Origin of the sequence: Escherichia sp. KTE31 (genome assembly GCF_000407925.1) — a bacterium.
GTDB lineage: Bacteria > Pseudomonadota > Gammaproteobacteria > Enterobacterales > Enterobacteriaceae > Escherichia > Escherichia ruysiae.
This window is the reverse complement of record NZ_KE136722.1, coordinates 1,155,602-1,169,652: the sequence shown is the minus strand read 5'-3', so window position 1 is coordinate 1,169,652 and position 14,051 is coordinate 1,155,602. Positions and strand designations below refer to the sequence as shown.

The window sequence follows — 14,051 nt, the reverse complement described above, 5'->3', positions numbered from 1 at the left end:
CATACAGGTATGTTAGTCGGGTAATAATCACAAATAAGATAATTCTTTACATCGCAACTCTGAAAAAGTGACTTTCCTATGGCAATGAGTGAACAAACCCAGCCTGCGGCGGGCGCGGCTGCATCGACCACTAAGGCTCGTACATCATTTGGTATTTTAGGCGCAATCAGCCTCTCGCATCTGCTGAACGACATGATCCAATCGCTAATTCTGGCGATTTATCCGCTGCTTCAGTCAGAGTTTTCCCTGACGTTTATGCAGATTGGGATGATTACCCTCACCTTTCAGCTCGCCTCTTCGCTGCTGCAACCGGTAGTCGGCTACTGGACAGATAAATACCCAATGCCATGGTCATTACCGATTGGCATGTGCTTTACCATGAGCGGCCTGATACTGCTGGCGCTGGCGGGTAGTTTTGGTACGGTTCTGCTGGCGGCGGCGCTGGTCGGTACGGGTTCGTCGGTCTTTCACCCGGAATCTTCCCGCGTGGCGCGTATGGCGTCTGGTGGACGTCATGGCCTGGCGCAATCTATCTTCCAGGTGGGAGGTAACTTTGGCAGTTCGTTGGGGCCATTGCTGGCGGCGGTCATCATCGCCCCTTACGGCAAAGGCAACGTTGCATGGTTTGTGCTGGCGGCGTTGCTGGCTATTGTAGTTCTGGCGCAAATCAGCCGTTGGTACTCAGCACAACATCGGATGAGTAAAGGCAAACCCAAAGCAATAATAATCAATCCACTGCCGCGTAATAAGGTCGTACTGGCTGTTTGCGTGCTGTTAGTGCTGATTTTCTCGAAATATTTCTATATGGCGAGCATCAGCAGCTATTACACCTTTTATCTGATGCAAAAATTCGGATTATCCATCCAGAATGCCCAGCTTCATCTGTTTGCCTTCCTGTTTGCCGTCGCAGCGGGTACGGTGATTGGCGGGCCTGTCGGGGATAAAATTGGTCGAAAATATGTAATTTGGGGCTCTATCCTCGGCGTTGCGCCGTTTACGCTGATTTTACCCTACGCCAGCCTGTACTGGACGGGGGTTTTAACAGTAATTATTGGATTTATCCTCGCCTCGGCGTTTTCTGCCATTCTGGTCTACGCTCAGGAGCTGCTTCCGGGGCGTATCGGCATGGTTTCTGGACTGTTTTTCGGTTTCGCTTTCGGTATGGGGGGGCTGGGTGCTGCGGTTCTGGGGCTTATCGCCGACCATACCAGTATCGAGTTAGTTTATAAAATCTGTGCTTTCCTTCCACTTCTTGGTATGTTGACCATATTCTTGCCTGATAACCGGCATAAATCCTGATTTCCAGGCAGCCAAAGGTAAACTTTGGCTGCCTCATTTTACAGTAGCCATAAGCCTTTCCTCTTCCTACACCTTATCACTTTTCCGATCCGTGCCTTTTTTGCGGTTAATTCCATTTTTCTGCAAAATTCAACAATTATTCATAAACATCAACCATGAAATTGTCATAAACTATTACCTGTAATTTTGGTTTTCCCAGCCAAAAATGGACAACAACCACCAGGAACAGGAGACGGAATGCATCACGCCACCCCGCTTATCACCACCATTGTTGGCGGCCTTGTGCTCGCTTTTATCCTCGGCATGATTGCTAATAAACTGCGTATTTCTCCTCTGGTGGGATATCTGTTAGCGGGCGTGCTGGCAGGACCTTTTACTCCAGGGTTTGTTGCCGATACCAAACTGGCACCAGAGCTGGCGGAGCTGGGCGTTATTTTGCTGATGTTCGGCGTCGGTTTGCATTTTTCGCTCAAGGATTTGATGGCGGTAAAGTCCATCGCAATTCCTGGCGCGATCGCCCAGATAGCGGTAGCGACGTTGCTGGGTATGGCTCTTTCTGCCGTGATCGGCTGGTCGTTAATGACTGGCATCGTGTTCGGTTTGTGTCTTTCTACCGCCAGTACCGTGGTACTGCTGCGTGCGCTTGAAGAACGGCAGTTGATAGACAGCCAGCGCGGGCAAATCGCCATCGGCTGGTTGATTGTGGAAGACCTGGTAATGGTTCTGACGCTGGTGTTGCTGCCCGCAGTGGCTGGAATGCTGGAACAGGGCGACGTGGGCTTTGCGACGCTGGCGGTTGATATGGGAATCACCATCGGCAAGGTGGTGGCATTTATCGCCATTATGATGTTAGTGGGTCGCCGTCTGGTGCCGTGGATTATGGCGCGAAGCGCAGCGACCGGTTCGCGTGAACTGTTTACCCTGTCGGTGCTGGCACTGGCATTAGGCATTGCTTTTGGTGCGGTAGAACTGTTTGACGTCTCCTTTGCGCTCGGCGCATTCTTCGCCGGGATGGTGCTGAATGAATCCGAACTTAGCCACCGCGCGGCGCATGATACGCTGCCATTGCGCGATGCGTTTGCGGTGCTGTTTTTCGTCTCCGTTGGGATGCTATTTGATCCGTTAATTCTGATTCAGCAACCGCTGGCAGTGCTGGCAACGCTGGCGATTATTCTGTTTGGTAAATCAGTTGCGGCACTGTTCCTCGTTCGGTTGTTTGGTCACTCCCAGCGCACGGCGTTAACCATCGCCGCCAGCCTCGCGCAAATTGGTGAGTTCGCGTTTATCCTGGCGGGGCTGGGGATGGCGCTGAATCTGCTGCCACAGGCCGGGCAAAACCTGGTACTGGCAGGCGCGATCCTGTCTATTATGCTCAACCCGGTACTGTTCGCGCTGCTGGAAAAATATCTGGCAAAGACCGAAACACTGGAAGAACAGACGCTGGAAGAAGCTATCGAAGAAGAGAAGCAGATCCCGGTGGATATTTGCAACCATGCGCTACTGGTTGGCTACGGGCGTGTAGGCAGTCTGCTGGGCGAGAAATTACTCGCCTCTGATATTCCGTTAGTGGTGATTGAAACATCACGAACTCGAGTCGATGAACTGCGTGAGCGTGGCGTTCGCGCGGTACTGGGCAACGCGGCGAATGAAGAGATTATGCACCTGGCGCATCTGGAGTGCGCGAAATGGTTGATTCTGACCATTCCTAACGGTTACGAAGCTGGCGAGATTGTAGCCTCTGCTCGCGCCAAAAACCCGGATATTGAGATTATCGCCCGCGCCCATTATGACGATGAGGTGGCGTATATCACCGAACGTGGCGCGAATCAGGTGGTGATGGGTGAACGTGAAATCGCCCGTACTATGCTGGAACTGCTGGAAACGCCACCGGCGGGCGAGGTGGTGACGGGGTAATACATTAATGTCGCCATTGCCGGATGCGATGCTGACGCATCTTATCCGTATATGGACACCTCCCGTTGTGCAAGTTATTTTTCATCTGTGTGACGGGAGTAAGTTGCATTCGTATATCCGGCCTCTCTTACGGTACCGTCGTACCCGGCCATGATGTTATCTGCACATCTGTTTCCTTTCGGCCTGCCGGCTTTGCTTTGCAGGGAGCCATGGATAAGGTCGGATTTGCCAGATGTCGGTCTTACCTGTTACACATCAGTTCTTTATAACTTTGCACACTTACGGCAGGTTTGTTGCTCGTTTACTTACAGGGACGTCAGTGCTGCTTACGCTGCATTCTTCACCCCATGGTATTCTTCACCACGATTTAATATCGCCCACGCTATCCGGATGTTTTTATTTGCCAGCGCCACCACGGCGATATTGTTATTACGTCTTTCTGCCACCGACTGTAGCCAGAGGCTGCGTCTGTCTGTTTTTCCGGCGCTGAACCTCAGGACTGCACGGGCACCATGGATTATCAGCGTTCTCAGGTAACTGTCACCACGTTTGCTGATATGGCCCAGCCGCTCTTTTCCGCCGCTTGAATGCTGTCGCGGAACCAGTCCAATAAAGGCCGACATTTCCCGACCGTTTTTAAATTGCTTCGCATCGCCCACGGCAGCCACCAGTGCACTCGCCACTATCGGGCCAAAACCCTCTATTTCCATCAGCCGTTTTATGCGGATATCGTCCCGTGCCGCCTGCTGAAGACGCCGGTCATGACGCGATATGCGCTCATCCAGCATCTGCATTTCCTCTGACAGCTCGCACAACAGACGGATGAAGCGGTCATTCCACTGCTCCTGCTGCGACAGGATTTCCGGCAGGGCTTTACGCACGTGATTTATCCCCACTGGCAGCACCAGACCAAATTCACTCAACAGCCCCCGGATTTCATTGCACAGTGCAGTCCGCTCGCGGATGATCCTGGCCCGGACCCGGTGCTCTGCCTGTAACGTCTGCTGTGCTTCCGATTTGAGAGCGACAAAACGCATACCAGGCCTGCTGATGGCCTCGCAGATGGCTGCTGCATCATTGGCGTCGTTTTTGTTGCCTTTGAGATAAGGTTTGACGAGTTTCGGCGGAATAATACGCACGGTATGGCCCATGCGGGTGAGCTCGCGGGCCCAGTAATGGGAAGAGCCACAGGCCTCAATACCAATAAGACAGGGAGAAAGGCCGGAGAAAAACGTCATCATGTGGGCACGGCGCAGGGTTTTTCGCAGTACCACTTTTTCATGGTGATCGACGCCGTGGATCTGAAAAACATTTTTTGCAAGGTCGAGACCAATACGCTTAATATTCATGACGGACACCTCCACCTGGGAACTGAGTACACCTCAGTCTGGCACATTGATGCCGTAAGGCGGGAGGTGTCCATCACATCGGCCTACGCGTGCCATCTTCCGTAGATCGGATAAGGCGTTTACGCCGCATCCGACTGTCATTGGTTCGATGGCTTAACGATCCCAGTAAGACTCTTCCAGGCTGTCTTCTCGCTCTGGCAGACCGCGCGTTAAGCGTGGTGAATGCTGGTTAAGCACCTGATAACTGACGCGGTTAGCATATTTACACACCTGTGCTAACGACGAATAAGTCAGCCAGGTGAATTTATGCTTGCTGGAATTTGGCACGTTAGTGCGGTGATAGCTATTGGCGGTAATGTCATGCAACAACGCGGCCAGCGCACCGTCTCCGGCACCGTTGGTGTTCATGATTTTTTCTGGTCCGCCCATGTACGGCGCAATGTGCGAATAGACGCGCAGCGGATTCTGGCAATCTTTGTGGCGCATGGCGCGGCTAAACTCATACTGGTTAAATTCCGCGATAGCGCCCGGCAAGAGCGGATGCTGGGTTTTGCGTTTCGCTTCGTCTTCCGTAAAGCCCGCCATATACAAGCCGATGGGCCCGGCGGTGCACAGCACCAGATCTACCCAGTCCAGCGCCTTGTCAGATGCCAGCAGCGGATCGCTCTCTCCGGTCAACGCTTCGGCTTCTTCTTCGTTCATCGCAAGGATGGAGACGTGTTCTTTGAGGAATTGCTGCCACCATTGCGGATTCTCGGCGATGACAAATTTAGTACCCAGCGTTAGCACCACCGGTACGTTATATTTTTTGGCATACTCAATGGCTTTCATGGTCGCTTCCGGCATCGGTTCACCCGGCTTGCAACGCACCAGATAGGACGTTAATACCAGCGCCGACGCTCCGGCGATAACATCTTCCGGAATGCTTTCTGCCCGTAACTGGTTCATATGACCTGGACTGATAGCAAAGGTACGTTCGCCAGACTCGCCAATCAGCGTAAAGCAACGACCAATCGGACCATCCACGCCCTGCAGATAGTTAAGATCGGTACGGCTGGATGTATTGCACAAGTAACGATAGGCGTAGCTGCCAATTTCAATATTGCTGCACATCACGCCCAGCAGCACCGAACGGTCGTCTGCCAGTACAGAATAGTTGTGCATAGTATTGCCAATAGTGCCACCTGCAAACTGATGAGTAATCAGGTTTTTCTGTTTCAGCTCCTGATAAAGTGCTTCAGCAACATCATCTTCAATGACCAGTGAATGCCCGGCGCTTAATCCATAACGTTCAATAAAATCGTCTTCCACTTTGGCTTCAATATCCACCAGCGTCTGGTCGATACCGACCACCCAGGCTGCGCTGGTTTCGTTTTCTGGTTGGATTTGCTGCAACAGAGGATCGCGTGCATTTACGGGGAAGTAATGTTTGGATTTACGTTTGCCGGGAAATTTCATGGTTGTTTTTACGGGTGGTTAACTGAGCGGCGAATGTTAACACAATCATGCCTGAACGCGCGAGACGCAGGCAGTTTCAATATCAGCCGGCGGGATCGCATTTTCATGGGAGATGTTCCTTACAATGACGCAATTTGAAAGGAGTTTTTGCATGAAGCCGGAAAACAAACTACCCGTGCTGGAGCTAATCTCTGCCGAAATGAAGGCGGTTGTTAATACTCTTCAGCCCGATTTACCGCCCTGGCCCGCAACGGGAACGATTGCCGAACAACGCCAGCATTACACGCTTGAGCGCCGATTCTGGAATGCTGGCGCTCCAGAAATGGAAACCAGAGCTTACGCGGTTCCGACAAAATATGGTCAGGTAGAAGCACGGCAATTTTGTCCGAACCCGGATAGCCCGGCGACGTTGTTTTATCTGCATGGCGGCGGTTTTATTCTCGGCAATCTCGATACCCACGATCGCATTATGCGCCTACTGGCAAAGTACACCCAGTGTACGGTGATTGGTATTGATTACACCCTTTCGCCTGAAGCGCGTTTTCCGCAAGCGATAGAGGAAGTCGTGGCTGCCTGTTGTTACTTCCACCAGCAGGCGGGCGATTATCAGATCAATATGTCACGCATTGGTTTTGCCGGTGATTCCGCTGGCGCCATGCTGGCGCTCGCCAGTGCTTTATGGTTGCGTGATAAGCAGATCGATTGCGGCAAAGTTGTGGGCGTTTTGCTGTGGTATGGGCTTTACGGATTACGCGATTCCGTGACTCGCCGTCTGTTGGGCGGTGACTGGGATGGCTTAACGCAACAGGATTTGCAGATGTATGAAGAGGCGTATTTAAGCAACGAAGCAGACCGCGAGTCGCCGTATTACTGCCTGTTTAATAACGATCTCACTCGCGATGTGCCCCCCTGCTATATCGCTGGCGCAGAGTTCGATCCGCTGCTGGATGACAGTCACCTGCTTTACCAGACGTTAGCGGCGCATCAGCAGCCCTGTGAGTTCAGACTCTACCCAGGCACGCTTCACGCCTTTTTGCATTATTCACGGATGATGAAAACCGCCGATGATGCTCTTCGCGACGGCGCTCAATTCTTTACCGCCCAGCTTTAGCGATACGCTGCAACAAGATTAGCCATCATTTCGATATGTTCCGGCGTGGCATTAAGCGCCGGAATATATTCGTATTTTTTACCGCCTGCACCGAGGAAGACTTCACGGTTTTGCTCGGCAATCTCTTCCAGTGTTTCCAGACAATCCGCAGCAAAGCCCGGACACATCACCTGAATATGGCCGACACCTTTTTCTCCCAGCATTTTCAGCGTTTCGTCGGTATAAGGCATCAACCAGGGTTCCCGACCAAAGCGCGACTGAAAGGTCATCATCACTTTTTCCGGTGCCATTCCCAGCGCAGAAGCCAGCTCGCGGGTCGTTGTGCGACAACGTTGCGGATAATCATCGCCTTCATCGGCATAACGCTGGGGAATACCGTGATAAGAGAGTAAAAGTAAATCTGGTTCGCCATGTTTGGCAAAAGAGGCGCGAACACTATTCGCCAGCGCATTAATGTAATCGTGGTTATCGGCGTAATCGCGAATAAACGATATCCCCGGAATGCTACGTTTGCGCGCCAGAATGCGAGCCAGTTCATCCCACACCGCACCGACCGTTGAACAGGAGTATTGCGGGTAGAGCGGCAGCACCACGATATGATCAACATGTTCTGCCAGTAGTTCATCTACGGCGCTTTCCAGCGATGGCGAGCCGTAGCTCATTCCCAGCGCCACGGGCGTATCCGGTAAACGTTGTGCCAGCGCCTGTTGTTGCTGGCGGCTGTAAACCATCAGTGGCGAGCCACCTTCCATCCAGACAGAGGCATACAGCTTCGCCACACGCGGCGAGCGCAGAGGCAAAATCACGCCGCGCAGCAATGGCCACCACAACAGCCGTGAAGTATCGACTACGCGTCTGTCGCTTAAAAATTGTTTCAGGTAGCGTTTTACCGCTTCAGGAGTGGGGGCATCGGGCGTACCCAGGTTTGCCAGCAGGATACCGGTTTTAGTTTGACGCATTACCGCCTCTTATCGATTCAACTTGTTGATAATTGTAGCGGAAAAGTGAGGAAGAAGAACTAATTGCTGTGAGAGGTATTGCCTGAGGAGGATGAGCAGACCTGCCCGAAAGCAGATCTGCTGCAACTTGATTAGCCGAGGATTTTTTCCAGAGCCGCGCGAACTTCAGCAACCGGTTTGGTGCCATCGACTTTTGCGTATTTGGTGTTGCCCGCTTCCGCTTCTTTAGAGTAGTAGCCGATCAGCGGTGCAGTCATCTGATGGTATTCAACCAGACGTTTACGCACGGTTTCTTCCTGATCATCTTTACGGGTAGTCAGTTCTTCACCGGTAACGTCGTCTTTGCCTTCGACTTTCGGCGGATTGAATTTAACGTGATAAACACGACCAGACGGCGCGTGAACGCGGCGGCCTACGATACGGTCAACAATCAGTTCGTCCGGTACGTCAAACTCCAGAACGTAGTCAACGTTGATGCCCGCTTCTTTCATCGCGTCTGCCTGCGGAATGGTACGCGGGAAGCCGTCAAGCAGGAAACCGTTACGGCAGTCTTCCTGAGCAATGCGCTCTTTAACCAGCGCGATCACCAGTTCGTCGGTGACCAGTTTGCCAGCATCCATAATGTCTTTTGCTTGTTTACCCAGCTCGGAGCCAGACTTGACCGCAGCACGCAGCATATCGCCAGTGGAGATTTGCGGAATACCATATTTCTCCATGATGAACTGAGCCTGAGTCCCTTTCCCCGCGCCCGGAGCGCCAAGCAGAATGATACGCATTGCGAAAATCCCCTTAAAATGTGTCGAATTTTTTGAAAAAGCGATAAACGATACCACCATCAGGCGATTGCCTCAAGAAAGGCACCTGGGGCTGAAACGGTTAAGGGGGAGATAATTTGCGGAAAGTGCAGATAATGAAAAGAAAAATGCCGGATGACACGAAGGTCATCCGGCACCACATTCAGCTGTATGCCGGATAAAATTCATCCGGCATTACATCAGGAAACCAGCAGCTGGTTCATACGACGAATAAACAGGTTCGGATCTTCCAGCGTGCCGCGTTCTGCCAGCAGCGCCTGATCCAGCAGCAGTTCTACCCACTCGCTGAACTTCGCTTCATCTTCAGTATCTGCCGCACGTTTCACCAGTACGTGATCCGGGTTCAGTTCGAAGATGTATTTCACTTCTGGCACTTTCTGGCCCGCCGCAGCGAACAGTTTCGCCATCTGGGTGCTCATTTCGTCCGCATCAGTAGACACAATCGCTGGCGTATCGGTCAGACGGTGGGTCAGACGGACATCTTTCACACGCTCGCCGAGCAGTGCTTTCACGCGGTCAATAAACGGAGTCAGTGCTTTCTCCGCTTCTTTCGCGCTCTCATCAACTTCGTCAGCCAGTTTTTCCAGCGACTCGTCAACTTTAGACACAGACTGGAACGGCTTGCCATCGAACTCAGTCAGATAGTTCATCATCCACTCATCGATGCGGTCGGAAAGCAGCAGAACTTCGATGCCTTTCTTACGCAGCAGTTCCAAGTGCGGGCTGCTCTTCGCTGCCGCATAGCTGTCTGCGGTGATGTAGTAGATTTTCTCCTGCCCTTCTTTCATGCGGGAAACATAGTCTTCCAGAGACACGGTCTGCGCAGAAGAATCGGTATGGGTAGAAGCAAAACGCAGCAGTTTGGCGATCGCTTCCTGGTTAGCGAAATCTTCCGCCGGACCTTCTTTCAGTACCAGACCAAACTGTTGCCAGAAGGTCTGGTATTTTTCCGCGTCGTCTTTCGCCAGTTTTTCCAGCATTTGCAGCACACGCTTGGTCAGCGCATTGCGCAGGTTACGGGTTACTGTGCTGTCCTGGAGGATTTCACGGGAAACGTTCAGCGGCAGATCGCTGGAGTCAATCAGACCACGCACGAAGCGCAGATAGTTCGGCATGAACTGTTCTGCGTCGTCCATGATGAACACACGCTGGACGTACAGTTTCAGGCCGTGTTTGTGATCGCGGTTCCACATATCCCACGGTGCCTGCGACGGAATGTACAGCAGACTGGTGTACTCTTGCTTACCTTCAACGCGGTTATGGCTCCAGGTCAGTGGATCGTTAAAGTCGTGGGCGATGTGTTTGTAGAACTCTTTGTATTCTTCATCGGTGATTTCCGACTTGTTGCGAGTCCACAGCGCCTGCGCTTTGTTGATTTTCTCCCAGGAAATAACGGTTTCGCCGTCTTTCTCTTCGCGTTTTTCGATCTCTACTGGCAGCGCGATATGGTCGGAGTATTTGCTGATGATGGAACGCACGCGCCAGTCATCGAGGAATTCATCCTCGCCTTCGCGCAGATGCAGGGTAATTTCAGTACCGCGATCTTCTTTGGTGATATCGGCAACGGTGTATTCACCTTCGCCCGCCGATTCCCAGAAGACGCCGTTTTCTGGTTTTTCACCTGCCGCACGGGTGCGCACGGTCACTTTATCGGCCACGATAAATGCAGAGTAGAAACCAACACCAAACTGACCGATCAGCTGGCTGTCTTTCGCCTGGTCAGAACCCAGGGATTCGAGGAACGATTTGGTGCCGGATTTAGCGATAGTCCCCAGATGGTCGATCACTTCGTCGCGGGTCATCCCCACGCCGTTGTCGGAAATAGTCAGCGTGCGCTTGTCTTTGTCGAAAGAGACACGAACACGCAGTTCGCCGTCACCCTCGTACAGATCCGGGTTAGAGAGCGCGCGGAAACGCAGCTTGTCCGCCGCATCGGAGGCGTTAGAGATAAGCTCACGCAGGAAGATTTCTTTATTGGAATAGAGAGAATGGATCATCAGGTGCAGAAGCTGCTTCACTTCTGACTGAAAACCACGAGTTTCTTGTCCTTTCATGTAGGTCTACCTCAATAATGCCATTTTAAGGTTAAAAACAGGATGAGGGAGAGATGGGGACAAGGAGGAATAATTTCAAGCGAGAGCAGGTGATCCTGCTCTCGTTTGCTTAAAAACGAATCTTATGACGCCCGGCAAGGGAATGCGACAGCGTGGTGCCGTCGACCATTTCCAGTTCGCCGCCAACCGGTACGCCGTGGGCAATACGGCTGGCTTCCACGTCATACTGCGCGCAAAGCTCGGCAATGTAGTTAGCGGTGGCTTCACCTTCGACCGTTGGGTTGGTGGCGAGGATCACTTCGGTGATTTTTTCCTCCGCCAGACGCTGTTCCAGACGATCAAGCCCGATATCATCCGGACCGATGCCGTCCAGCGGTGACAGGTGCCCCATCAACACAAAATAACGGCCGGAAAACTGCCCCGTCTGCTCAATGGCGTAGATGTCCGCCGGACTCTCCACCACGCAGATTTGACCGTTTTCCTGACGACGCGGGTTTGAACAGATGTTACAGACTTCCTGCTCAGTGAAGGTGCGGCAATCGGCGCAGTGACCGATTTCCGACATCGCCCGGGTGAGCGCCTGCGCCAGACGCATCCCGCCGCTACGATCGCGCTGAAGCAGCGTGAACGCCATACGCTGCGCCGACTTCGGGCCAACGCCCGGCAGACAGCGCAGTGCTTCCATAAGCTGTGTTAACAGCGGGCTGGTTTGCATCAGAACGGCATCTTAAAGCCAGGCGGCAGCTGCATTCCGGAGGAAACAGAGGCCATTTTTTCTTTCTGAGTTTCTTCGATACGACGTGCTGCATCGTTGAATGCCGCAGCCACCAGGTCTTCCAGCATCTCTTTGTCGTCTTCCAGCAGGCTTGGGTCGATCTCAACGCGACGGCAGTTGTGTGCGCCGTTGATGGTCACTTTAACCAGACCTGCGCCGGATTCGCCGGTCACTTCCAGCTTCGCGATTTCTTCCTGCATCTGCTGCATTTTTTCTTGCATCTGCTGGGCCTGCTTCATCAGGTTGCCCAGACCGCCTTTACCAAACATAGGTTTCTCTCTCAATCACGTTAAGGATGACGATCGTAAGCTGTGCTTACGATCAAATGGGGCGGATACTTTCTTCATCCAGCTCCGCATCGAAGAATCGACGCAGGGTCTGAATATTATTATCCGCAATAATGGACTCGCGCGCCTGCGCAAGTTTTTCTTCGTATATCGCCTGACGCCACTCCAGCGGCGTACGCACCGCTGGATTATCATCTTCAACGATAGTCAGTTCAACCGTTGAGCCATTTAACGTACTCAACGCTTCAGCCAGTTTTTGTTGTGCACCGCTGTTATTCAAATGACGCTGAGAGGAGCGCAAATGCAGACACACCGTGTTGCCGTTCTCCTCTTTCCAGGCATTTAACGCCACCTGTTCGACCAGTTTTGGTAGCGAAAGTTGGCTCACCTGTGCTGCCCACGGATCGCGCTCAATGGCTTCTGCCGCCAGCTTCGCCGCCAGCTCTGGCGTTTTTTCATGTTCCAGCGCCTTTTTCAGCGCCTTTGGCGTGGCGACCACTTCTTTTTGTTGCATCACTGGGGTGGTAGCCTTCCAGCGATACGCTTCTTTTTTGGCTGGCGCTTTTTCCCGCGCCGATGGTGCCGGACGCGACTGAACGCGATCGGTGACCGAAGCCAGTCTTTCCAGCGCAGCGTTATTCACCGACCGCGCGCGGGTAGCGGCTGCCGGTTCACTCTTTTTTGCTTTGGTTGCTCCCTGTGCGCGCTGTAGTTGCTGGCGCGCCGCCAGCACCTGGCTGGTGGTTTCTGAGAGCGGAACGGTCGGTGCCTGCTGCGGCGCTGATTGCGGCTGTGGCGTCACCTGCATTGGTGTCATTACCGCCGTCGGCGCGACTGGCGCAAAGGACTGGCGCGGCACTTCCGGTTCGGGTAGAGGCATACGCGGATGGAACGCCAGCGCGCGCAATAGCGTCATTTCAACGCCCATGCGTCTGTCTGGCGCATACGGTAATTCTTTGCGACCAATCAATAGCGTCTGGTAGTAAAGCTGAATATCTGTTGGCGGTATGGTGCGTGCCAGTTCACGCATCCGCAGCTCAATGGCGGCCATATCATTGCCAAGCGCAGCAGGCGAAAGCTGTACCATCGCAATGCGGTGCAGCAGGCCGAGCATTTCCACCAGCAACGCTTCCCACTCGATACCACGGGCAGCAGCTTCGTTAATCAGCGCCATTACGCGCTCGCCGTCGGCTTCCACCATCGCTTCTACCAGCGACAGCGCCTGATCGTCGTCGAGCGTACCGAGCATCGAACTGACCGCCTGGGTCGAAACCTGACCATCACCGCTGGCAATCGCCTGGTCAGTCAGACTTAACGCGTCTCGCAGGCTGCCTTCAGCGGCGCGTGCCAGCAGTTGCAGCGCCCGAGGCTCGTGGGCGATGTGTTCTTCGTTGAGAATGTGCTCAAGCTGATGACGAATTTGCTCGACATCCAGCGCCTTGAGATGAAATTGCAGGCAGCGCGACAAAATCGTCACCGGCAATTTCTGCGGATCGGTGGTTGCCAGCAGAAACTTCACATGCTCTGGTGGCTCTTCAAGGGTTTTTAACAGTGCGTTGAAGCTGTGGCGCGACAGCATATGCACTTCGTCGATCAGATAGACTTTAAAGCGACCGCGCGCTGGCGCGTACTGAACGTTATCCAGCAGGTCGCGGGTATCTTCGACTTTGGTGCGCGAGGCGGCATCGATCTCAATCAGATCAACAAAGCGCCCCTGTTCGATTTCGCGGCAGTTATCGCATACGCCGCACGGCGTCGCGGTAATACCTGTTTCGCAGTTTAGCCCCTTCGCCAGCAGTCGGGCGATAGAGGTTTTTCCGACGCCACGGGTGCCGGAAAAAAGATAAGCATGATGAATACGCCCTAACGACAAGCCGTTCGCCAGTGCGGTCAGCACATGTTCCTGGCCGACGACGTCAGCAAAGGTTTGTGGGCGCCATTTTCGGGCTAAGACCTGATAACTCATTGGCAGGCTCTGAAACGCTGGAAGGTGGATTCACGAAGGGGTAATGCTAACACAGCCCCGTCAG

At 53.2% G+C, this 14,051-nt stretch carries 11 protein-coding genes and 1 other annotated feature; of the genes, 3 read left to right on the top strand and 8 right to left on the bottom strand.

Going from position 1 to position 14,051, the window contains the following annotated elements:
* Positions 1 to 78 precede the first annotated feature (78 nt).
* Together fsr and ybaL are read left to right on the top strand one after the other, a co-directional pair.
* Entirely contained in the window at positions 79 to 1,299 is a 1,221-nt protein-coding gene (gene fsr / locus WES_RS15390) for a fosmidomycin MFS transporter (RefSeq protein WP_001251623.1), read from the top strand.
* Positions 1,300 to 1,536: 237 nt separating this feature from the next.
* Positions 1,537 to 3,213, top strand: a complete 1,677-nt coding sequence (gene ybaL / locus WES_RS15395) for a YbaL family putative K(+) efflux transporter (RefSeq protein WP_000546194.1) — start codon at positions 1,537 to 1,539, stop codon at positions 3,211 to 3,213.
* A 326-nt stretch (positions 3,214 to 3,539) separates the two neighbouring features.
* Here the strand turns inward: ybaL and WES_RS15400 are convergent, their stop codons facing one another.
* Positions 3,540 to 4,562: an IS110 family RNA-guided transposase gene (locus WES_RS15400; protein WP_016235157.1), complete on the bottom strand. Its 1,023-nt coding sequence runs from the start codon at positions 4,560 to 4,562 to the stop codon at positions 3,540 to 3,542.
* Positions 4,563 to 4,715: 153 nt separating this feature from the next.
* Positions 4,716 to 6,020 (bottom strand): inosine/guanosine kinase, encoded by a 1,305-nt coding sequence (gene gsk / locus WES_RS15405; RefSeq protein WP_000671589.1) that lies wholly within the window; start codon positions 6,018 to 6,020, stop codon positions 4,716 to 4,718.
* A gap of 151 nt (positions 6,021 to 6,171) precedes the next feature.
* On the opposite strand from gsk, the gene aes reads away from it, so the two are divergent.
* Positions 6,172 to 7,131, top strand: a complete 960-nt coding sequence (aes, locus tag WES_RS15410; protein WP_000801861.1) for an acetyl esterase — start codon at positions 6,172 to 6,174, stop codon at positions 7,129 to 7,131.
* Here the strand turns inward: aes and hemH are convergent.
* The 6 genes from hemH to dnaX all read right to left on the bottom strand — a co-directional run bounded on the left by hemH (position 7,128) and on the right by dnaX (position 13,987).
* On the bottom strand, positions 7,128 to 8,090 hold the full coding sequence (gene hemH, locus WES_RS15415) for a ferrochelatase (RefSeq protein WP_016159181.1): 963 nt from the start codon (positions 8,088 to 8,090) through the stop codon (positions 7,128 to 7,130). The two genes, aes and hemH, sit on opposite strands and share 4 nt — an antisense overlap.
* 131 nt (positions 8,091 to 8,221) lie before the next feature.
* Positions 8,222 to 8,866 (bottom strand): adenylate kinase, encoded by a 645-nt coding sequence (gene adk, locus WES_RS15420; protein WP_001313630.1) that lies wholly within the window; start codon positions 8,864 to 8,866, stop codon positions 8,222 to 8,224.
* A 218-nt stretch (positions 8,867 to 9,084) separates the two neighbouring features.
* The gene (gene htpG, locus WES_RS15425; protein ID WP_000678201.1) at positions 9,085 to 10,959 is read right to left on the bottom strand and encodes a molecular chaperone HtpG; all 1,875 of its coding nucleotides are present in this window, start codon (positions 10,957 to 10,959) and stop codon (positions 9,085 to 9,087) included.
* A gap of 109 nt (positions 10,960 to 11,068) precedes the next feature.
* Positions 11,069 to 11,674: a recombination mediator RecR gene (gene recR / locus WES_RS15430; RefSeq protein WP_001195025.1), complete on the bottom strand. Its 606-nt coding sequence runs from the start codon at positions 11,672 to 11,674 to the stop codon at positions 11,069 to 11,071.
* Entirely contained in the window at positions 11,674 to 12,003 is a 330-nt protein-coding gene (locus WES_RS15435; RefSeq protein WP_001515903.1) for a YbaB/EbfC family nucleoid-associated protein, read from the bottom strand. Before WES_RS15435 ends, recR begins: the two co-directional genes overlap by 1 nt.
* 52 nt (positions 12,004 to 12,055) lie before the next feature.
* Positions 12,056 to 13,987 carry a DNA polymerase III subunit gamma/tau gene (gene dnaX, locus WES_RS15440; RefSeq protein WP_016159182.1) on the bottom strand — a complete coding sequence of 644 codons (1,932 nt, stop codon included), beginning with the start codon at positions 13,985 to 13,987 and terminating at the stop codon, positions 12,056 to 12,058.
* Positions 12,659 to 12,723: a sequence feature (DnaX frameshifting element), on the bottom strand. (Overlaps the previous gene by 65 nt.)
* Positions 13,988 to 14,051 lie beyond the last annotated feature (64 nt).